Below are 23,063 nucleotides of genomic sequence, written 5' to 3'. Positions count from 1 at the left end.
TGAAAATACAGACAAATATAGATACGTATCAAAAATTGATTTTAGGAGTGATAAGATGAAACGTTTAATATCCTCTATATTATTGCTTAGTTTACTTGTGATGACATTCGCTGCAAGTTTTGCTGAGGATAATGTGGTTAAGACTACTGATGTAAGTCTTAAAAAAGCTGTAGAATTAGCAGTGGAACATGACAGAAATGCTAAAAAGGTGCAAGACGGGATTGATAATGCATGGGATCAAGAAAATTTGGCTATGGAAGCTAAAAATAAAATTCAAGATGCACTAGATACAATTGATGCATATAAAAAATTATATGACAAAAAGTACAAGGACAATGAAACACTTAGTCCAACAGAAGCTTATATTCTTACTAAGTATCAAGCTGCACTTGGAAAAACACCTCCAGTATATACAGGTCAAGAGATGCTTGATAACTTTATTAAAACCAGAGATTTTCTTCATTACGCCGCTTGGACAGGAATTCAAAAGGCAAAAAATCAAAAAGAAGAAATTGCACCAATTATTGAGACTTCACTGAGAAGTTTATATATTAATGATTTAGATTTAACTGGTTTAATTAATGCTAAAGAAGATTATTATAATACAATGGTTAAAAGTTTTGACGCAGATACATTAAAATATGAAAAAGGTTTAATTTCAGAAGATCAATATATTACTAGTAAATTAAACTTACAAATTCAAAAGATGGAACTTGATAGTGATATTAGAAATAAAGATACTCTTGAGATGAATATTAAAAAGTTAATTGGAGTAGATTTAAATAGTAAGATTAATTTAACAAGTGAACTCTTATCAATTCCAAATGAAAGTTTTGATTCTTTTGAAGGATACTACGATAAAGCGCTTAAAAATAGAGATGAAATTGCAAATGCAAATTTTGATTTAAATCAATATGTAAGAGAAGAGAACATTATTAAAGAGTATTTATCAAATGAGCTTTTAACTGATAGAGTAAATGCAAGACTTAATGTTCTTCGAAGTGAAGATTCTCTTGAAAACGCAAAAAATATTGTAAAAATGGATATATATACGGGCTATACTGATTTAATAACTTTAAGACAAAATTACTTAAATCAAAAAGAAACTTTTGTGACTGAGAGAAAAAACTTGAGCAATTCAAAACTAATGTTTGAAAAAGGACTAATGACAGAGATTGATTATAATAGACTTAATTACAAATATAATATGATTGAAGTAGGATTTAAATCTGCAATTAGAAAATATGTTAATGCTATATATAAATTAGAGGGTGCAAGCGAAAAACATGGTAGTTCGTATATCCAGAAAGGAGCATTTTAATGAATAAAGTTATGAATAAAAAAATAGTTTCAATAGTTTTAATGGGTATGCTTATATTATCTATGATGAGCATTTCATTTGCAGACAATAATGTTACTCCAGTGTTAATTAGCGCAAATATTAGCAAAAATGTAGAAATTAATTTTGACAAAGCTCTTGAAATGGCTGTTAAAAATAGCTATTCAATTGCTACTATTGATAGAAAGATTTTGATAGCTACTAGAAAACTTAATTCTGATATTAGTAAGGCAGACTCAACAAAATTAAATAGCCTTGGAACTGACGCAGCCTATCTTGAAAATGGTAAGATAAAAGATCTTTACCCAGCACAGGATAAGAGAAAATTAAATGATTTAAAAGATGATAAAAAAGATTTAGAAAATGCCTTAAGACAGGACGTTGTTGCTGCATATACAGATTTAGATAATAAACTTAATAATTTAACTACTATTAAAACAAACTATAATACATCTGTTACAACTTATGAGCAAAATAAAAAGAAATTTGATCTTGGATTAATAACGGAAAGTGATTTAAAAGTATTTGAAAGTACAAGAGATCAAAATTTACTAGAAGTAAAAAAAGCAAATCTTGCAATTGAACTTTCTCAAATGGAACTTGCAAGAATTACTGGATATGATTTAAGTACAAAATTTACATTAAGCGGAGTTTATAAAATAGATGCTAGTGTTCCATCGTATGATATTGAGTCACTTTCTGTAAAAGCAAAAGAAAACAGTAAAAATGTAGTAAAAGCAAAAAATGATTTAATGCTAAAAGAACTTGAAAAAACGACAGTTGATAAGTATTCAAGATATGAAAAACCAGATAGCTACGAAGATCTTGAAAATGCAGTTGAAGATTTAACACAAGACTTAGAAGATGCAAAAATAGCAGAAGAATTGAAACTAAGATCAGATTACAATACAATAATGAACAATGAAGCCACAGTTAAGATTAATGAGCTTAGATTAGAATTAGCTACAAGAACGTATAAAACAATGAAGCTAAAATATGAATATGGTTTAGCAACATACCTTGATTATACAAAAACAATAGATGCAATTAAAGTAAGCACAGATACTTTAAATGATAGCAAATTAGCACTGTTTAAATCAGTAGATAGTTTTAATAATTATATTTCATATTTTAATAAGTAAAAACTAAAAAACGCACGAAGCGAAATCAAGCTTCGTAGCGTTTTTTTTAAGCTAAGATTCAAAATTAATCATTAAATTCCACGATGTTTAGCTTTAGCTAAACGAGATTATAACCATAAGCAAATATATGGTAAGCAAAAAACTTGAATAAAGATAAAATGGATAAAAATCGATATAAAAAAAAAGAGACTCAAGGCTGAATTTGCCATTGGAACGTTTTTTTATATCGATTTAAAATTATTCATAAGATTCCACAATGTTTAGCTTTAGCTAAGCGAGATTATAACCATAAGCAAATATATGGTAAGCAAAAAACTTGAATAAAGACAAAACGGATAAAAATCGATATAAAAAAAAGAGACTCAAGGCTGAATTTGCCTTTGGAGCGTTTTTTTATATCGATTTAAAATTATTCATAATATTCCACAATGTTTAGCTTTAGCTAAACGAGATTATAACCATAAGCAAATATATGGTAAGCAAAAAACTTGAATAAAGACAAAACGGATAAAAATTGATATAAAAAAAAAGAGACTTAAGGCTGAATTTGCCTTTGGAACTTTTTTTTATATCGATTTTTATTTTTGTATCAATTTTATAATCATTATTGAAGTATCCTTAACGAAAATCGACTTATAATAAGCTATAATCATATTTCGTAAAGTTCACAACAAAAGCCATATTAATTTATTTGTATACTAATTACATAAAAATGTATGAAAAAATATTAACAATTGCAAAACACATCTTATAAATGTTAAGCAAAAGAAATATTTAATTGACTGAATATTAAAAAAAATATATAATTGTAACAAATAGATGAATATATTAAGAAAAATATTTATAATTATTCGTATATGTTGGTTTTGTTATTATTAATTAATTGCATTCAAGCATTTATTTGTATGGTATTATTATTTTTTTTATAAATATTTTAATATATTCTCTAAAATTATAAGGGGGAATATTTTTATGGAGCAAATTAACAGTTGGGTTGGTGCTTTAGGTAGTTTTGCATGGGGACCATTAATGATTGTTTTTTTAGTTGGTACGGGTATTTTATTATCAACAGGTTTAAAATTTATTCAATTTAGAAGATTAGGTTATGCATTTAAATTATTATTTTCTAAAGAAGAAGTTGGTGAAGGAGATATTACACCGTTTCAGGCACTAATGACATCACTTGCCGCTACAATTGGTACAGGTAATATTGCTGGTGTTGCGGGTGCGATTGCAGCTGGTGGACCAGGAGCGGTTTTCTGGATGTGGGTTACAGCAGCGTTTGGTGGAGCTACAAAATTTGGTGAAGCATTACTTGCTATTAAGTATAGAGTTACAAATGAAGATGGTGAAAAATCTGGTGGACCAATGTACTATATTAAATATGGTATGACAGAAAGATTCGGTATTAATTTTGCTTGGCTTGGTCTTGCATTTGCAATATTTGGCTTTATTGCATCATTTGGTATTGGTAACATGGTTCAGGCGAATTCAGTTGCACAAGCTGTAGAGTCTAGTTTTGGTGTTAGTCCAGTTATAACTGGAGTAGTACTTGCAGTTGCAACTGCAGCAGTAATTATTGGTGGTATTAAATCGATTGGTAGATTTACAGAAAAAGTTGTACCTCTAATGGCTGCAATTTATGTAATAGGTGCATTAATCGTTTTATTCGCAAATGCTTCAATGCTTCCTTCAGCTTTTGGAATGATATTTTCAAATGCCTTTAATTCACATGCAGTAGCTGGTGGACTTCTTGGTAGTGTTATTAGATTTGGTGTTGCAAGAGGTGTATTCTCAAATGAAGCAGGTCTTGGATCAGCTCCAATTGCTCATGCAGCTTCAAAAAATAATGATCCAGTAAGACAAGGTATAATTGGTTCTTTAGGATCATTTATTGATACATTAATTGTTTGTACTATGACAGCATTAGTTATATTGGTTTCTGGATTAGTTAAACTTGATCCTCAAAGTGGTCTTATGACTATTAAAGATGGTTTAAGTGGAGCTGCTCTTACAACTCAAGCATTTACAACAGGACTTGGTGGATTTGGTGGATTTATAGTTGCATTTGGACTTATATTCTTCGCATTTTCTACAATTCTTGGATGGTATTATTATGGATCTAAATGTGCTGAATATATCTTTGGAGTTAAATTTGTTAAATACTTTTATAAGTATGCATGGCCAGTATTCGTATTTATTGGTTCTGTAGCTTCAATAGGTATTGTTTGGAATCTTTCAGATGCATTCAATGGACTTATGGCTATTCCGAACCTTATTGCTCTTATCACTCTAAGTCCGGTTATATTTAAAATGGCTAGAGATTACGAGAAAGAGCATTTCTCAAAAGACGAAGAAAAAGTTAGCTAATATGTAAAAAGGTTTTCCGAAAAAACATATTTTTTTTTAAAGAATTATACCGTACTATGGTATAATTCTTTATTTTTTTTGATATAATAGTAATGATAAAATATAATATAAAGGATGAGGATATGACTTTAATAAACTATCTATATGTAATTGCACTTTCTGTGATGCCGATTTCAGAACTTAGAGGAGCTATTCCTGTTGGAGTGGGTTTGGGTATGACTCCCTTAAATGCTACTATTCTAAGTGTGATTGCAAATATGTCAATTGTACCAATTTTACTAATAATAACGAAACCCTTATTTACTTATTTAAGGAAATATAAGTTTTTTGGAGAATTAATTGAAAGATTTGAAAATAGGGCACTTAAGAAAGTGAAAAATTTTAAAAAGTATGAACTGCTTGGTCTTTACGTATTAGTAGCACTTCCTATACCGACTACGGGAGCATATACGGGTATTGTTGCTGCTGGAATTTTAAATATTAAATTTAAAAACGCTCTTTTAGCAATAGTTCTTGGTGTTTTAACAGCGGGTATTATTGTATTTACAATAGTAAACGGTTTTACATTGTTAGCTTTTTCTAACTAATAATTTTTTAAAATTAAATAATATAAATAATAAAAAGAAAAAAACTGATTACAAAAATCAGTTTTTTTCTTTTTTGATTCACACAATAAGGTATATCTGGGAAAAATAATTAAGTTATGAGTAAATTACAACTTAATAATAATATTGTATCTTAAAGCTAAATGAAAAACAACCATAAATTAGAATAAAGTATAAAATATTACAAATAAATTGTGGTGCTTTCGAAAAAATATTATAAAGTGTTACATATAATATATCTATGGCTTTATAAACCTCTTATAATATATAATACGACAAAAACTGCTAAATGTCACGTTTTTTTAATAAAATATTAAATAGCTATATATAAAATAAATACAATTTAATGTCGTATATAATAAATGTATAGCCCTAGTTTTGCAGCAAATTATATATAGTTAAGTCTAAACCTATCTAGATCGAATTGGTTTAGACTTTTTTATTTTACTTTTCTTTCGTATTACTGTAGATTTAAGTAGTTTTATGATATAATAAGTATATACAGTAAAAGGAGTGATAATATGTATCTTAGAAAAATTAAACAAAAGAAATCTGGTCGAACTTACCTTTCTATTGTTGAAAGCTATAGAGATAAAGAAACTAAAAAACCTAGATCTAGAACAATTCAGTCACTTGGATATTTAGATGAACTATATAAAGATTATACTGATCCAATAGAACACTTTGAAAATATCGTGAAAGAAATGAACCATGAAAGTTCAGTTAAAGAAATAGATGTATTGGTTAAATACAAATCATCTGAAAAACTTTCTATTGGTACCAATAACCGTAAAAACTTTGGCTATGCTGCATTGAGTTCTATCTATCACACTCTTGAGATAGATAAGTTTTTAATAAACAGACAACGTTCTACCAAGATTGAAGCAAATACTAATCACATTATGAAGTTACTTATAAACTCAAGACTATTAGAGCCGGGTTCAAAAAAGCAAGCATACGACAATAGAGATATGTTCTTTGAAAAAACAAACTATTCTTTAGACGATGTTTACCGCTCATTAAGTTTTTTCAACGAAAAAAGTAATGAACTACAACTTTGGATAAATGATCGTATCAAAGAGAACTACAGTAGAGATACCAATCTTGTTTATTACGATGTAACCAATTACTATTTTGAGTCAGATAAAACCGATGATTTTAGACGCAAAGGTGTTTCTAAAGAACACCGCCCTAATCCAATTGTTCAAATGGGTTTATTTATGGATACCAATGGTATTCCTATTACTTACGATCTTTACGCTGGAAATACTAATGACTGTTTAACGTATAGACCAACGTTTTCTCGTATGAAAAAAGAATTTGATTTAGGTAAAGTAATAGTTGTTGCAGATAAAGGTATGAATACAGGTGACAATATTAATTATACTCTTTCAGCAAATGATGGATTTGTCTTTAGTCAAACAGCAAGAGGCGCTAATGCAGAACTTAAAAACTATATCAAAAATGATGAAGGATTCGAATGGCTTGGATCTGACTACAAGTGGAAATCACGTTTATATCCTACAGAAATAAATGTAACTATGGCATCAGGTAAAAAGAAAAAGAAACCAATTGATGTAAAGCAAGTTGTATTTTACAGTGAAAAATACGCAAAAAAAGCTAGACACGAGAGAGCAAAAGCCATAGAAAAGGCAGAAAAACTTATTAAATCTCCTTCTAGTTATAATCGCTCTACATCTCACGGTGCTGCAGGCTATGTTAAGAATCTTACTTTTGTAAAAGAAACGGGAGAAATTGCAGATTCAACGGCACTTATTCTGGACAAAAAAAAAATCAAAGATCAAGAAGAACTTGATGGTTACTATGTTCTAGTGACAAGCGAGTATGAAAAATCAGCTAGTGATATCATTGAAATTTATCGCGGTTTATGGAAGATAGAAGAATCATTTAAGGTTACTAAAAGCGACTTAGAATCAAGACCTGTGTTTGTATCAACTGAAAAACACATAAAAGCGCATTTTCTAACTTGCTTCATTGCATTAGTCATAGCTAGAATACTTGAATATAAACTAAATGGGAAATATAGCATTACCAGAATTATTAATAGTCTAAAAAAATGTAGTTGTACAAACGTCGATCAAAACTATTATTTATTTGATTATTATGATGAAGTTTTACAAGATATTGGATTAGCTACAAACGTTGATTTTTCAACAAAGATAAGAACGTTACAACAAATCAAAAAAAATATTTCAGAAACTAAAAAATAGGCTCAAAACACTACAATAAAACGTAAAAAAAGAAAACCCGCAACTACACTATTACCAGTGTTATGCGGGTAGTTTTTTTGTTGTTTTATTGCAGAACTTAAGATAATACGACAAAAACTGCTAAATGTCACGTTTTTTTAATAAAATATTAAATAGCTATATATAAAATAAATACAATTTAATGTCGTATATAATAAATGTATAGGCTTTAGTATAGAGTTTTTTAGTGGATAGTTGAAAATTAAATTATAGTAGCTATAAAAAAGTTGAATAATTTATCGCAAAATGGTATCATTGTACTGAGATTACATAAAAAGGAAGGTGACTGAGCGATGATTGTTAAAAATAATGAAAATAAAAGCGAAGTAAAAAAAGTAGTTAGAAAATTGGTGATTTCATTTATACTTGCAACTATTTTAAGTACGTTCTTATACTCACTTAATACATATGCAGAAACTTTAACTTTCACTGATGTAAGTGATACTTGGGCAGAGCCTTATATAGAAACACTTATAGGTAAGGGGGTAATTAACGGTTATCTAGATGGAACATTTAAACCGAACGGAACTATTACAGTAGCAGAATTTACAAAACTATTATTAAAAGCAACAGATAGGGAAATAGGAAATGTAAATATAGGCAAATCTTGGTACACGCCTGTAGTAAAGAAGGCGATGGAAGATAATATAATACTAGAAAATGAATTTGTGAATTACACTAAAGAAATTACTCGATCCGAAATGGCGAGAATGGTAGTGCGTAGCGAAAATTTAATTGAGGATGAGTTAGGATCTTATATAGATGAAGATTTAGATGCTTTTTCTTACTATATCCCTGATTTTAACACTGTAAAAGCAAATATGAAAGATAGCGTTTTAAAAGTATATTCTAGAGGGATTATAACAGGTTACCCAGATAGAAGTTTTAAAGCAAGCAATAGTGCAACGAGAGCTGAAGCATCTGTAATAGTAAATAGATTAATAGACAAAACTATTAGAAAGCCACTTAAATTAACAGATGAAAAAGTAGTAGACACTTTTAAAGATATACCAAAGGCTCTACTTAAAACAGATAAAGAAGTAGTAGAAAAAGCAATTACGGAAGACAGAACATATTACACTGGCGATTATATTATTGTAGGTGATGAATTAAGATTTAATGATCCTTATAATAATGAATTTTCAAATTATGAGGCAAGCGATGAATTTGTTCCTAATATAAATAAAAGAGCAAAAGATATATTAAAAGTATTTTTAGATCATGGGAAAGTAGCAAGTGCATATTATTCAGAAAACAATAAAATAGTAAAAATTCAAACCTATCTTTCAACAAATGCAATGGAAAGTAACCATAATGGATATACTAGAGTTTGGTTAGAAGAAAATAATATTGATGTAGCAAAAGATTATCAACATTCAGCATTTAGTCATAATGCAAGTATGAGTATGACTCTTATGAATTTAAAAGCAGTATATGATAACGATGAAGAATATGTATCTATGGTACGTGATACTATGATTTCTTTATTTGGAAAAGACACTGGCGATAAAATAACGGATTATATTGTTGATACTACTCAGAAATCTTTTTATCTAAAAGATAATGAGGGAAGTAGAGCATGGAATTTTTATTCAACTACTATAAACAATATAAAAGTTGATTATGTAGGTAGATACGGCACTGTATATTTTACAGAACTTCATAAGTAGGTGAAAAAATGAAAAAAAATATAGCTTTAATACTAATAACGATAATGATTTTTTCTTCTATAAGCTACGCTACAAGTCCAAGTCAAAAGAGCGATTTATATAGTACTTTTGAAAAAAGAATAGCCTTGTATGGACTTGACACAAGTAAATTTTTAAATCAAAGTGAATTTACTGAGTATCTAAGTAATGAGGGATTTAATCTTATTTCATTTGGTGGAAAACAAGCAAGTTTAGATATATACAACTTTTATGGATTAGTAGTGTATTCAGATGTAAATTTTGTACTTAGTCAAAGAAAAAAAGAATTTCCTTTATCTTCTGGTAATTATGAATATGAATATTTAGGAGTTACGTCAGATGATGTTATATACGGAAACCCTGATTTTCCACCTGATGAACTTTCAGGAAACACACCGCTTAACTGGAATTATATTGATGTTTCGGGTGCTTATCCATCTTGGAAAAATAGTGATAGTGGCATAGAAAATTACGTATGGAACGCTCCATTATATCATCATGGCACTAATATAAATATGACTGCAAGTAACACCGCTTTTGGAACAAGTGAAGATGCTAGAAAAAATAAAGTTCTTGTACAATCAGCTCCAACACTTTTTAATGGTGGTTCTGTAAAAATAAAACATAAAACAACCAGTGGAACAGTATATTACGCTGTATTTGATATGGACGCTATTGCAAAAGATTTTTCTATGTCAAATAATATGAATTTTCCACTTGGAAAAACATATACTGCAAATTCTTCTATGACTAGTATTGATCTACCAGTAAACTTATCAATGAATGTTGATTTAGGTTCTTATGCAAAGAATAGTGATGTAAAATCACTTTCTATGCAGATAGTTGAAATAGGGGGTCTTAATTATAAGGGTGAAATTATTAAGTCAACTTCAAGTAAAACAAATAGTAGACCAACAACTATAAGTATTCCTGTTGCTGCCTTAAATGATGGAAATAATTCTATAGATATTAAAGCTGAATACACTTTTACTTCAAAGTATTCTCGTGACAGTGAAAAGATAGGAACAATTACAAAATCTATAAATATAGTTAAAGGTGATTTTCAAGCGGTATTAGAAGCTAGTGCTACACCTTATACCATTGAAATGGACCAAGTAGACTATGACTCAAATAAAACTAGAAAAGTTACTATAAAGCTTGATGGATCTTCTTCTATTTCACCAAATAGGGTAGACTATTATCAATTTTTAGATGAAAGTAATAATGTGATTTATGAGGGTAGTAATTCAAGCTATAGTTTTGATCTTGATATTTCAAGAAGTCAAAGTTTAAATTATACACTTGATATTTATGATACAAAAAGTAATAAACATAGTTTAGATACTAAAAAAGTATCTATAGAAGTATTTCCAAAAGGAAGTCCAATTCCAAGTGGAAGAGCACCAAAGATAAATATGACTTCAAATAATTTTGTTGTTATGGGTGAAGATATAAAAATCGCTACTACAATAAGTGATGTAGATGATGATATAACTTCTTTAACTTTTGATCAACCATCTTCGATGGTAGGGACCTTAGGAGAGGGAAAGAAAACAGTATATTTTAATTCTGTCGGTACTTATAAAATTACTGGAACAGTTAAGGATTCAACTAATCAAAAAGATACGGATTCAGTTACTATTGAAGTTGCACCTCCCATTCCATTTGCTAAAATTCATGAAGACGGGAATTATAAAATAAATCAAACTATAACTTTAGATGCGTTGGATTCAATTTCTAATTCAAGTAAATATCCAATAGATTATTCTAAAACAAAGTGGACTATAGAGCCACTTGAAAATTTGTCGGCTGACGATATAAAAGTTCGAGGAAATATGAACGGCGATAGCACGATTTATGCTACTTTTAAAAGAAAGGGAAAGATAAAAGTAACTTTAACAGTAGAAAATACAATTGGATATTCTCATACAAAAGAAATTGAACGTAATGTAGATGTTGATTTACCACCACTAGCAAAACTTTCAGTTACAGAAAGAGTTCTAAGAAATTCAGAAGACAATAAAAACGCTACAATAACACTTTTTGATGAATCTACTTCGCCAGACAAAGATAATATAAGTAAAAGAATTTATCTTATGTGTTTTGATAGTGATAATGACGGAAGTTATACAGATGAAACTTGGTTTGCCTATGAAAATTCATCTAGTTCGTGGGTAGAACTTGGAAGTTACAGTGATAGATATAATAATTTAAATACTAAAGATTTTGATAGTGGAAATTTAGTAAAACTCGATGTTAAAAAAGATCATGTAGGTAGATACTATTTTGAAGAAATGGTCTTAGAAGAAACAGAAAATAGATTGTGGGAATATGTAGATTTTTCTGATGTTCTAACTAGCGTTACGGATAAAGTTACATCAGAAGTCTATAATATTGCACCAGTAGTAAGTTTAGCAGTAAGTTTAAAAGATAAAAAGAAAATTGATTTAGTAGTAGCTACAGATTATACTGGGACACAATTAAATCAATTAAAAGTAGATTTAAACGCTAAAAAAGCTGAACTTTTTGCAGATGGTGTAGATATAAATATAATTTATATAACAGATGAAGTAAAGATAGGTACACAAAAATGGTTAATACCTAAGTATTACTGGAATAGGCAAATTAAAATTGATTATGATAGAAGTGGTACAGTTGATGGAAATGAAGGACGAGGTGAAAACAATGTTCACCACACTGACTATATTAATTATGAAACTTTTATAAGTACAGAGCGCCCTTTAATTGAGGTGTTTGAAAAGGCTTTAGATATAAAGACTTATGTTACTTCATATATTGATAAAAAAAGTAATCGCTATGGTGGTCATAAAGAAACTGGAAATCAATATGTATTTTATGATGAATCAAATCTTGCTGCAAGTAGAGTTTTGTATAAATCAAAGCACTATAGGGAAGCGGAAGGAATGGGTTTTGCTTATATTGAAAGATGGAATATTTCAAATTTACGATATACTTTTCAAAATTATTGGAAACAAGCTAGTGTTCAGACTAGTGAAGAATTTGTATATGATATAGATGCGATTGATTTGAATAAGATTAAAAATCTTAATTATAGAAAAGATTCAAAGAAAGTATTTATGTTATTTTCTGCAGGAAATTCTCTCGATATGAGAAGTGAAAAACCTTATAAGTTTGAAAGCTTGGATGAGGAGATTACAGAATATTTATTAGAAAATAATTTTTCTATATTTGCTATTTCAGATAATAAAGCTTTAAATTTAAAATGTGATGAAAATATACCTTTTGATACAGATTATTGTGACCAATCGGTATCGATTAAAGAACTCGTAAATTTATCTTCTAATAGAGGGAAAATTTTTTTAGGTGATAAATGGAAAAAATATCTTAATTACTTAAAACTAGGAAAAATTAATAAAGTTGAGAATATAAAAACAGAAGATGAAAAATTAGAGATATATCTTGAAGAAAATATTAATGTTGATGATTATATCAAATTATTTTTTATTAGCAATGGGAATATAACATCATTAAAGGGAGAAAAGTATTTTAATGATATAAATTTAAATGTAAGAAATGTTATAAAGAATAATAGTGTAAGTGTCTTTAAAGGAATGGGAGGAGATGCGCCTATAAATATAGTGGATGCATATGCCTTAGATGACAAAATTGTATTAGTTTTTAATAAAAAAATAAATTCTAATCTTGATCCAAATGATGTTTTTGTAAGTAATAAAAATATTATTTCGAATTCAAAAATACTTACTAAAGAGAATTATATTGAATTATTAACTTACTATGATGATTACGAAAATGATATTAAAGAAAATGAAGAATATATTTATAAACAAACTTTAGGAGATATTGAAAATAATGAGGGAATTATTAAAGAAAATAAGGTTAGTTTAAATTATCCAATTACAAATATAAGTAAAGTCGGTTATTATGATATTACTTACAAGGTAAAGGATAATCCTATAGAAAGTATAGATGCTAGTAAATTTGATAATTACAAATTACTTTCAAATATTAGTAAATTAAATTTAAAGGTTCATAGAAAACCAATTGCAAATTTTGTTAAAAAATATACTGAATCTGCAGGATTAGTAAGTGTATATTACGCAGAAAATGGCAGTTATGATTTAGATTATATTTCAAAAAACAATAGTGGGATAATTGATAGAGAATGGTTATACAAAGTAGGTAAGAGTGGGTGGTTTAAATCAAAAATGAATAGTATAAGTTTTGATATAGATAAAAACGAAACTTATATTGTAAAATATAGGGTAAAAGATACAGATGATTCTTGGAGTAACTATAAAATTGATGCTGAAAAAATTAAAGAAAATATACCGATAGTATTAGATGCGAAAATAAAATCAGATAGTAGTGACTTTAATATTAATGAAATGCCAATAACAGAAAATCTACGTATATATAATATAAAAACAGATTATATTAATCCCCTATCGTTAAATTTTTCAATCTATAAAGATGGCATTAAAATTAAAGATTGTGGAGTTAGTAGTTCAACCATAGGTGGGCAAATTAATTGGAATAGTAAAATAGTAAATATACCGAAGAATTTAGTTGATGGCAAATATAATATTTTAATTACTGCTACAGATAAAATGAATGCAAATAATATTAAAAAGATGAATTTAGATTTTTCTATAAATACTCCAATAAAGCCAGTAATTGATATGGATGAATTACTATTAATTAATAATGATTATAGTATAAAATTAACTACTTCAAAATATGTTGATTCGGTAAAAGTTTCCATACCCGTACTTAATAATGGTCTTATTTTATATCAAGAATATCCAATGAGTTTTAAAAGAAATGTAGGAAGTAAAAAGGAATGGGAATACATTTATAGTGTAACTAGTGATATGTTAGATGATAAGTATAATGCGAAATTTATAGCGACTGTAAATACAGATATTAAGAAGAGCGAAAAAATAAATAGAGATTTTATTATTAAAACTTTATCTATAGATTTTATAGAAATTATAGGTGCTTGGAATCACTGGCGAGGTCAAAAAGATTTATTTGGGAATAGACTTTCAAACAATCCGCATAGATTTTTGTCATTTGAGCAAATCGATGTAAGCTGTAATGTAAAGGGGGATGCGGATAAAGTTTATTTAGATGCATCAAATGAATTAAAAAATATGACTTTTGTAGATGAAAATGGTGATAGATTTTACTATAAAGATTTTGTTGGATATGACAGGGTGTTTCCAATTGAATTAGTAAAAGGAGTCGACGGAATGTGGCGAACAAAATATATTCTTCCATTAGCGAAAAGTACTGTAGACTTAAATGATAAAAGAATCAAGGAATCTTACTTTTTTGAAATAATAGCTAAAAAGGGAGCGACAAATGTATTTAAGAGGGTTGATGATATAGATATTACTGGAAATGTATATGATCAATTGTATATGGAACCTACTATTTCTAAATGAAATAGTAAAGTTATAATAATAAAGAGTGGATTTTTATTTATCTCCACTCTTTTAATCTAGTATCTTATTTTTTTAGTCCACCAAGTTTTACACCTGAGAGGATATTGCTTTTATTTGTTCTTATTAGCATTGCTTCATTTCTTTCTTTTTTGCTTGAAAGTTTTATTAATGTATTTAGTACTTCTAGAAAACTTTTATTTGTTGCTTCCCAAAGATAAAATGCAAGTGATCCTGGTATTGTATTAAATTCATTTACATATATTTTTTTTTCTTTTGTATCCATTATAAAGTCTATTCTACAGAGTCCGCTTAAATTTAATGCTCTAAATGATTCTTTTGCCATAGTTTCTATTGTGTTTTTTTCTGTTTCTGTGAGTTTTGCCGGTATTTCTCTTTTGGCAGATGACATTCCTTTAGTTGACGATCCATTTGAATTATATTTGTTGTCAAATGTTAAAAATTCGTCGTCAGATATTGGTTCTTCGCATACAGAAAGCTCAACTTCTTCGCTATCACCAAGTACGGATATATTAATTTCCCTCATATTTTGAATCATTTTTTCTGCTAATATTCTATTTGAAAATTTTCTAACAAAATTAACTGCATCTTCAACTTCTTTTTTGGATTTAACAACTTTTACTCCAATGCTTGATCCAATGTCAGAGGGTTTTATTATTAGTGGGTAGTCCAAATTATCTTCAACTAATTTTATACATTTATTTGAATCGTTTAACCACTCGTCTGCTGAGAACCAAACACTATCAACAACATTAACACCACTAGACTTTAGTATTAACTTTGTAATTATTTTGTCCATTGTAGTAGCACTTGCAAGTACAGAAGAACCGATATATGGAATTTGCATATGCTCAAAAAAGCCTTGTAAAGAACCATCTTCGCCGTATGAACCATGTATAATAGGAAATGCCATATCTACTTGTGAGATGATTCCTTTTCTTAAGGTTGGTAAAGGCGATTTTACTATATACGTTTTTCCATTTTCTCTTACAAAATTAATCTTTTGTGAATTTGCAATTACTTTTTTTATATTCTTAAAGTTATCAATTTCAAGTAAATTATCTCCAGTGTACCAGTCACCTGTTTTATCTATATAAATAGGTTGTATATTTAGATTGTTATTTTCTTTTAAAGTAAGTATTGTTTGAAGTGCTGTAATTATTGAAACTTCATGTTCTACGGATCTAGAACCGAAAAAAACTGCTAAGTTTATCATAAGAGCCTCTCTTTATAAATATCTATTTGTATTAAGAAAACATGTTATTCGTTGAAAGTATCTGGTAAATCGTTTTCGATAAGAAGTACATCACCTGTCTTAATTATAGAATTAATTTTATCGAATCCATCGTTAAGGTCTTTTGCTATATAGATATTATTCTTATCGTAATTTTTATTTTTTAGACCATTTTGAATTGCAAGCGTTTGTTTTCTTCCAACTAATATTACGAAATCTGCACTATCAGCAATATATTCTCCAAATTTTTCGTTTAATATATCTTGCTTTTCGCCAAGTTCAATCATACCAGGAGTTATAATAATTTTTTTATTTCCCTCAAAATTCTTTAAAACTTCAAGAGCGTTTTTTGAACCTACTGGGTTAGAGTTAAATGCATCATCTAGTATTGTATATCTATTTGTTGTAGTTCTTAGAGATAATCTATGTTTAATAGGCTCAATATCTTTAAGTAGATTATTAATTTTTTCGTATTTAACTCCAACTTCTAAAGCAAGTGAAATTGCGCTTACTAAATTAAATATATTATGTTTTCCAAGTAATTTTGTTTGAACTGGAAGAACATAATTGTCTTTATCAACAAGATCAAATTCAGTTCCTTTGTTAGAAATTTTAATATTGTCTGCGTAGTAATTACCGACGATATCATCATTTAAGTTATTATATTTAATATATTCGATATCGCTTCTTTTTTTAATTTTCATAATATTTTCGTCTGAGATATTTATAAAAGCTTTTCCGTTAGGTTTTATTCCTTCAAATAATTCGCCTTTTGTCTTTATTATGTTAGAAATATTTTTAAAAGTTTCTAAATGTTGTTCTCCAATTGAAGTGATAATACCCATATCCGGATTAACTAAATCACATATTTCTTTTATATCTCCAACTTGTTTAGCTCCCATTTCTACGATAAATATATCGTGAGTTGGCTTTAGCTTTTCTCTTATTGTTCGAATTACACCATATAAAGTATTGTAACTTTCAGGAGTTATTAAAACATTATAATCTCTTTTTAATAAATCATATAATAAATTTTTAGTGCTTGTTTTTCCATAGCTACCAGTTATACCAATTACAGTAAGATGTTTATTGGATTCTAATATATTTTTAGCGTCTTTATAGAATTTGTTTTTTATTTTTAATTCAATTGGTTTGTTTATATAATTTGACAGTAAAATGCTAATAAAAGAAAATACGTTCAATATAATGGCTAATATTATGAGGATTATATTATTTGAAAAAATAACAGTAACTGAAAAAACAAAATATATTATCCCAAGTGTGCCAATAAGTCGCTTTATTCTATTAGTGTAAACTAATTTCTTTTTAACGTTTTCGTTTGATATTCTAAAAACATATATAAAAACAGATATAGATATTAAAATGGCAGAAAATATGGTGATAATTACTTTAATTATTAAATTATCAAAATTAGTGTAGGCAATAATAAAAATAATTGAGCCAAGAAGCAGCATTACATCGTAATCTTTTATAAATTTACTGTATTTTTTTCTATACCATTTTAGATAACGTTCTTGTCTATAAGAATTAAGTTGAAACATATGTAAATCATGAACGTTTTTGTAATAAGAAAAAAGTATTATGAAAATCGTAAAAAGTTTGTAGTTTATATCCATTTTATTTATCCTCTTCTAAAAAGTTATTGATAATAATTAAAAATTCATTTAATTTTTCTAAATATGAAAAATGCCCAACTCCCTTTAATACAGCTATACCGGAATTTTGCAATAGAGTGTTCATTAATTTTGCATCTGAAAGTGGAGTTTCAGTGTCGTTCTCTCCCCAAACTAAAAGAACAGGAGATTTTATTTTAGGTAAAAATTTTCGTAAATCTTCATTTACTACTTTTGACAAGACTTTTTTCATTATAGGAGAAGCATTGTTGTAATCGCTAGAGCCTGCCTTATTTCTATATTCTTCCATGAATTCTTTAAGAATTAGATTGATACCTGGTATTGATGCAACTTTTTTAAAAAACTTGTAAGTATATACTTTTAAATAATATTTTTTAGATCGTTTTGGTTTTATTCCTGCACTATCGATTAACACTATTTTGTTGATTTTAAGTTTTGAAGCTAAAATTATAGATACTCTTCCTCCGAAAGAATGACCAAATAAAATTGGATTTACTATATTTAGTTTTTCAATAAATTTTTCGGTTATATCAGCATATTCGAAAATTCCTATAGGGTTATTGGGTTCTTGTGATTTACCAAAACCCGGAAAATCAAGCGTTATAACTTTAAAATTATCGTTTAAAGACTCAATAACAGGTCTAAAAGATTCAATATTAGCGCCCCAACCGTGTAATAGTAGGATTGGTTTTCCTTCTCCCTTTATTTCGTAATTTATATTTAAACCATTTATTTTTATGTTCATAAAATCCTCACATTTTTTAGTCTATGTATTAAAAAAATCAAAATATTTTAAACGAGTAGGTATAAGTTATTCATTACAATATTATCATACAAAGATTAGGGGGTGCAAGGATTATAAAGCGAATGATACTTAAGTGTAAATATATTAGTGAATATTTAATTTTACTACGTAATTTTATTGTAATGTAAATTCTATCGTAGCTTTGGTATAATAAGCTATATGGGTTTAATAATAATGTTAATCATTAAGGAGGATATATATGAAACCGACAAATAAAAAGTTTATAAGTTTATTTATGGTAATGCTTATGATTATGTCATATTCATTCACTTTTGCAGCTCAGTCTTTTACGGATGTTGCGGTGGAAAATTGGGCAAATAACTACATAGATAATGTTTCTTCACGGAATATTATTCCGGGTTATTCAGATGCAACTTTTAGACCTGAAAATAATGTATCTAAGTTAGAAACTTTAATTGCTATTTATAGAGTACTTAAAATGGATGGTAAATTAGACGATGTTGATGAAAATGCTTTAGTTGTTAAATATCAATCTACTATAGAAGAGATGAAAATTCCACCAATGCTTTCTCCTTACGGTGCAGATACCTATATTGCTGTTGCATATGCGCTTGAAAATGGTATTGTTCAAAAAGATGAACTTAAATATTTTACAGATGATACAAAATTAACCGATGCTAAAAAAATTGATTTTACGGTTTTTATGGGAAAAGCTATTAACTCTTTTGAAAAAGAAAATTTAAATAAGATAATTACTTTTGATTACGTTGATGCATTTGATATTACTCATGTTGCTGCTCCTTATGTTTATATGTTAAATGAAAGAGAGATAATAAGTAAAAAAGGTGATTCAAATGGTAAATTTAATCCTAATTCAATAATAAAAAGAGATGTTTTTGCAACTATGATCTCAGGTATGTATGATTATTTAATTGCTAAAAAAAATGGAACGACTATAGGTGAGGTTACAAATAACGAGAGTGATACGCTTTTAACTAATACTGATTCGGAAACAAAACCAAGTAGTGAAATTCCTGCGATTACAAGTATTGTTGGAAAAATTGTAGTTATTCATCCAGATAGTAAATTGATAGAGGTTAGAGACTCTAATAATAAACTTAGAGTTTACGATGCATCTTCTTCAGATATTTTAGATAATGATGGCAAGGTTTCTTTTGATAGTCTTGAAACTAATCAAGAAGTAAAAATTTTTGCTAGTGGTTCTAATCTTTCTAAAATTATTATTGATAAAAAATATAGTAAAACTACTGGTTATCTAAAACAGATTTCAGATATTAATTCAGGAAATGAAAATGCATATAAAGTAATTACTATTAAAAATACAAGTGGAAAGAACGAATATTTTAAAGTAATGAACAGTGTTTATATTGAGCTGAATGGTGAAAAAAGTAAGATTAGTGAAATTAGTCTGGATGATAAAATTACGGTAAGTTACGAAGGTTACACAGCTAAAAAACTTGAAGTTTACGGCAAAAGCTACGTAGTTGGTGGAATACTTAATAGAACTTCTGATTTTAAAAAGGGTAGCGAAATTAGTATAAAGTTAATTAGTGGTAAATATATTGAGCAAACTTTAAAACAAGATATTGATTTAGTGTTAAATGGAAATGATGAAGTTAAAAAGGGCGATATTGTAAAAGTTACTGTTAATTACGGCGATGTTACTAAAGTGGAATTTACGGGTCTTTCTTCATCGGATTCGGGTATAGTAAAAGAAATTATTATTTCTGAAACACCTAAAATGATGTTATTAAGTGATGATGGGAAAACGAAAACTTATAATTTATCAAAAAATTTAGTTGTTAAAAATCAAAATACAATTAATTTAGAAAATGTAGGGATTTATGATTTGAGATTGAATCAAAATGTTTTATGTGAAATAGATGCTTTTGGTATAAATATGGTTACTGTTAAAAAGAAAATTGAAAAAGTTAAAATACAGGGTTCGGTTACTGAGGTATATAAATCTTCAGGTCTTTTAAAAATAAAAGCTGAAGATGGAAATAGTTATATAGTTAACTTTAAAGCTAATAGTGGCCTTAATATTGATGATTATAGCGTCAATTCTAAGGTATATGTTTATGGAGTTAAACTTTCAAATGAACTTTTTGAGGCAGAACTTATTATAAATTTAGAATAAAAAACTAAAAAATAGAAAGATTAAAAAATTAAAAAATGGAAAAAAGGATGTGCGAAAGTAGATTGTACTTTCGCATATTTTTTTAAGTTAAGGAGACTTATATGAAGCATTTTAGTGTAGTTATAGTTGGAGCAGGTCCAAGCGGTCTTTGTTTATCATATCATTTGAAAGAAAAAGGTATTGATCATATTATAATAGAAAAAAAAGAAATTTTGCATACTTGGAAAAACGAGCGCTGGGACTCTTTTGATTTAGTAACTCCAAATTGGATGACTCTTTTACCAGAAACTGAAAAAATCATTCCTAAAAACAATGAATTTATGAGTAAAAATCAAATCGTTAATTCGCTTGAAAAATTTGCTAAGGAAGTGAATCCAAATGTATTAGAACATACTGTGATTTCAAATATTTCGCTTGAAGATGAGCTTTATTATATAAAAACGGATAAAGGTAATTTCACTGCAAATAACGTGATTATATCTGTGGGCTTATTTAATAATAAAAAAATTCCGCTTCCTGAGTTTGACACTTAAAATAAAAAAAATACGTCTAAAGATTGAATTTTAGGCGTTTTTTTATGCTGAAATTTAAAATAATTTGTTGTACGGTGTGCTACAATGTGATATAATAATAATGGGTGATACTTTTATGTTTATAAAATTAACAACAAGTAAAAAATCTAAATTTACAAAAGTTTATTTAGTTGAGGGATATAGAGATAAAACTGGTAAGTCTAAACAAAGAACAATTAAAAAATATGGAAATTTAGAAGAATTAGAAGCTAAAGATCCAAACATATTAGAAAAATTAAAATTTGAAGCTAAAAATATGAAAAAAAACGAAGTAGTTATTACTCATAACCTTTTAAAGGCAAATTCTGAACAAGAAACAGATAAAAATTATGGATATTTTTTCTTAGACAACATCTATAAAAGTCTTGAAATAGCTGAATTTATAAAAAAATATAAATTTGAAAAAAACTTTAAATATGATCTTGATGAAATACTGAGATTACTTACTTTTTCTAGAATACTTAATCCAATGAGTAAAAAAGCTACTGTAGCTCATCAGGATGAATACTTTAAAGAATTTAATGTAGCTTTAAAATCAGTCTACAAATCATTATCAAATCTTTCAGAAATAAAAATAGATTTACAAAATCATTTAAATAAAAAAGTTTCAGAGACTTATGGTCGAGATACATCACTTGTTTTTTATGATGTTACAAATTATTATTTTGAAACGGAAATAGAAGATGATTTAAAGAAAAAGGGACCATCAAAAGAAAAAAAGAGTACGCCAATCGTTCAAATGGGTTTACTTATAGATTCAAATGGTTTACCAATAGCTTATGATTTGTTTCCTGGTAATACTCATGATAGTAGTACACTTATTCCATTCATTAAAAATATGAGAAAACAATATAACTTTGGAAGAGTTATATTAACTGCTGATAAAGGTTTGAATAGTGGTAAAAATCTGGCTTATTTAAAATCTAAGAATGATGGTTACATCGTTTCACAGAAAATAAGAGGTACGTCTAAAGCATTTATGGATGAAGTATTATCAGATGAAGGTTATGCATGTAATCCAAATGGAACCTTTAAAATAAAATCATTTTTTAGAGAAAGAGAAACAAAAGATGAAAATGGAGAAAAAATTATTTTAAAAGAAAAAGTAGTTTGTTTCTGGTCAAAAAATTTTGATGATAGAGAAAAACATAAAAGAGAAAAGTTAGAAGAAAGAATTACCACATATTTAGAGTCGCCATCAAAGTATAAATCATCAAATAGTTATGGTATAAAAAAATATTTAAAGTTACAAAATCTAGATAAAAAAACAGGTGAAATAAAGGATATAGAGCCATATATAGAGTTTGATGAAGAAAAATATAAAAGAGACGTAAGTCTAGATGGTTATTATACAATAGTAACTAGTGAACTTGATCTTAATAATGAAGAAGTTATAAAAAAATATCGTGGACTATGGAAAATAGAAGAAAGTTTCAGAGTGCTAAAAACGGATTTAGAAGGTAGACCGGTTTATGTAAAAAATCAAGACCACATAGAAGGACATTTTTTAGTATGCTTCATAGCACTTCTAATTAGTAGAATATTAGAGATGAAACTAGATAATAAATATTCAATTAGAAGAATACAAGAAACGTTAAAAAATGCAACGTGCAGAAAAATTGGAAATGGATTATATTCACTAAATAAACAAAATGACGTTTTTAGAGATATAGAAAAACTATTTGACGTATCATTAAATTATAGCAAAGTCAGAATTGAACAACTTAGAAATTGGAAAAAAGAATTGTCGTACAACACAAAAAAACAAAATACAAAACCAGATAAATATTGAT

At 27.7% G+C, this 23,063-nt stretch carries 13 protein-coding genes; 10 read left to right on the top strand and 3 right to left on the bottom strand.

The genetic code is table 11. From position 1 onward, the window contains the following. The first annotated feature begins 55 nt into the window (after nt 1-55). The 7 genes from AACH12_RS13405 (at nt 56) to AACH12_RS13375 (ending at nt 14,864) form a co-directional block, all read left to right on the top strand. Nucleotides 56-1,321 (top strand): TolC family protein, encoded by a 1,266-nt coding sequence (locus AACH12_RS13405; protein ID WP_338535883.1) that lies wholly within the window; start codon nt 56-58, stop codon nt 1,319-1,321. Beyond that, nucleotides 1,321-2,481, top strand: a complete 1,161-nt coding sequence (locus tag AACH12_RS13400) for a TolC family protein (RefSeq protein ID WP_338535882.1) — start codon at nt 1,321-1,323, stop codon at nt 2,479-2,481. The genes AACH12_RS13405 and AACH12_RS13400 overlap by 1 nt, the downstream gene beginning before the upstream one ends. Nucleotides 2,482-3,453: 972 nt before the next feature. Then, complete coding sequence (locus AACH12_RS13395) at nt 3,454-4,851, top strand: alanine/glycine:cation symporter family protein (protein WP_338535881.1); 1,398 nt, start codon at nt 3,454-3,456, stop codon at nt 4,849-4,851. Between the two features lie 122 nt (nt 4,852-4,973). Continuing rightward, on the top strand, nt 4,974-5,438 hold the full coding sequence (locus AACH12_RS13390) for a COG2426 family protein (protein WP_338535880.1): 465 nt from the start codon (nt 4,974-4,976) through the stop codon (nt 5,436-5,438). Nucleotides 5,439-5,977: 539 nt separating this feature from the next. Continuing rightward, nucleotides 5,978-7,687 (top strand): IS1634 family transposase, encoded by a 1,710-nt coding sequence (locus AACH12_RS13385; protein WP_338535188.1) that lies wholly within the window; start codon nt 5,978-5,980, stop codon nt 7,685-7,687. A 332-nt stretch (nt 7,688-8,019) separates the two neighbouring features. Beyond that, a complete protein-coding gene (locus tag AACH12_RS13380; RefSeq protein WP_338535879.1) occupies nt 8,020-9,396 on the top strand; it encodes an S-layer homology domain-containing protein in 1,377 nt (458 codons plus the stop codon). 8 nt (nt 9,397-9,404) lie between these two features. Then, a complete protein-coding gene (locus tag AACH12_RS13375; protein WP_338535878.1) occupies nt 9,405-14,864 on the top strand; it encodes an Athe_2463 domain-containing protein in 5,460 nt (1,819 codons plus the stop codon). Nucleotides 14,865-14,928: 64 nt separating this feature from the next. Here the strand turns inward: AACH12_RS13375 and AACH12_RS13370 are convergent, their stop codons facing one another. The 3 genes from AACH12_RS13370 to AACH12_RS13360 are packed head-to-tail and all read right to left on the bottom strand — an operon-like array spanning nt 14,929 to nt 18,516. Continuing rightward, nucleotides 14,929-16,098, bottom strand: a complete 1,170-nt coding sequence (locus tag AACH12_RS13370; RefSeq protein WP_338535877.1) for a D-alanine--D-alanine ligase — start codon at nt 16,096-16,098, stop codon at nt 14,929-14,931. A gap of 44 nt (nt 16,099-16,142) precedes the next feature. Beyond that, on the bottom strand, nt 16,143-17,753 hold the full coding sequence (locus tag AACH12_RS13365; RefSeq protein WP_338535876.1) for a Mur ligase family protein: 1,611 nt from the start codon (nt 17,751-17,753) through the stop codon (nt 16,143-16,145). A gap of 1 nt (nt 17,754) precedes the next feature. After that, a complete protein-coding gene (locus AACH12_RS13360; RefSeq protein WP_338535875.1) occupies nt 17,755-18,516 on the bottom strand; it encodes an alpha/beta fold hydrolase in 762 nt (253 codons plus the stop codon). 259 nt (nt 18,517-18,775) lie between these two features. Between AACH12_RS13360 and AACH12_RS13355 the strand changes: the two genes are divergently transcribed. From AACH12_RS13355 to AACH12_RS13345, 3 genes are all read left to right on the top strand, one after another. Further along, entirely contained in the window at nt 18,776-20,698 is a 1,923-nt protein-coding gene (locus AACH12_RS13355; RefSeq protein WP_338535874.1) for an S-layer homology domain-containing protein, read from the top strand. 101 nt (nt 20,699-20,799) lie between these two features. Beyond that, nucleotides 20,800-21,231 carry an NAD(P)-binding domain-containing protein gene (locus tag AACH12_RS13350; RefSeq protein ID WP_338535873.1) on the top strand — a complete coding sequence of 144 codons (432 nt, stop codon included), beginning with the start codon at nt 20,800-20,802 and terminating at the stop codon, nt 21,229-21,231. 115 nt (nt 21,232-21,346) lie between these two features. Continuing rightward, complete coding sequence (locus AACH12_RS13345; RefSeq protein WP_338535872.1) at nt 21,347-23,062, top strand: IS1634 family transposase; 1,716 nt, start codon at nt 21,347-21,349, stop codon at nt 23,060-23,062. Nucleotide 23,063 lies beyond the last annotated feature (1 nt).

Source organism: Helicovermis profundi (assembly GCF_033097505.1).
In the GTDB taxonomy this organism is placed as follows: Bacteria; Bacillota; Clostridia; order Peptostreptococcales; family Acidaminobacteraceae; genus Helicovermis; species Helicovermis profundi.
The sequence above is the reverse complement of the archived record's forward strand: the minus strand, read 5'-3'. Positions and strand labels throughout refer to the sequence as shown.

What these genes read in the sequence shown, in the direction of transcription:
- AACH12_RS13405 (WP_338535883.1), top strand. Translation starts at nt 56, where the DNA reads ATGAAACGTTTAATATCCTCTATATTATTGCTTAGTTTACTTGTGATG.
- AACH12_RS13400 (WP_338535882.1), top strand. Translation starts at nt 1,321, where the DNA reads ATGAATAAAGTTATGAATAAAAAAATAGTTTCAATAGTTTTAATGGGT.
- AACH12_RS13395 (WP_338535881.1), top strand. Translation starts at nt 3,454, where the DNA reads ATGGAGCAAATTAACAGTTGGGTTGGTGCTTTAGGTAGTTTTGCATGG.
- AACH12_RS13390 (WP_338535880.1), top strand. Translation starts at nt 4,974, where the DNA reads ATGACTTTAATAAACTATCTATATGTAATTGCACTTTCTGTGATGCCG.
- AACH12_RS13385 (WP_338535188.1), top strand. Translation starts at nt 5,978, where the DNA reads ATGTATCTTAGAAAAATTAAACAAAAGAAATCTGGTCGAACTTACCTT.
- AACH12_RS13380 (WP_338535879.1), top strand. Translation starts at nt 8,020, where the DNA reads ATGATTGTTAAAAATAATGAAAATAAAAGCGAAGTAAAAAAAGTAGTT.
- AACH12_RS13375 (WP_338535878.1), top strand. Translation starts at nt 9,405, where the DNA reads ATGAAAAAAAATATAGCTTTAATACTAATAACGATAATGATTTTTTCT.
- AACH12_RS13370 (WP_338535877.1), bottom strand. Translation starts at nt 16,098, where the DNA reads ATGATAAACTTAGCAGTTTTTTTCGGTTCTAGATCCGTAGAACATGAA.
- AACH12_RS13365 (WP_338535876.1), bottom strand. Translation starts at nt 17,753, where the DNA reads ATGGATATAAACTACAAACTTTTTACGATTTTCATAATACTTTTTTCT.
- AACH12_RS13360 (WP_338535875.1), bottom strand. Translation starts at nt 18,516, where the DNA reads ATGAACATAAAAATAAATGGTTTAAATATAAATTACGAAATAAAGGGA.
- AACH12_RS13355 (WP_338535874.1), top strand. Translation starts at nt 18,776, where the DNA reads ATGAAACCGACAAATAAAAAGTTTATAAGTTTATTTATGGTAATGCTT.
- AACH12_RS13350 (WP_338535873.1), top strand. Translation starts at nt 20,800, where the DNA reads ATGAAGCATTTTAGTGTAGTTATAGTTGGAGCAGGTCCAAGCGGTCTT.
- AACH12_RS13345 (WP_338535872.1), top strand. Translation starts at nt 21,347, where the DNA reads ATGTTTATAAAATTAACAACAAGTAAAAAATCTAAATTTACAAAAGTT.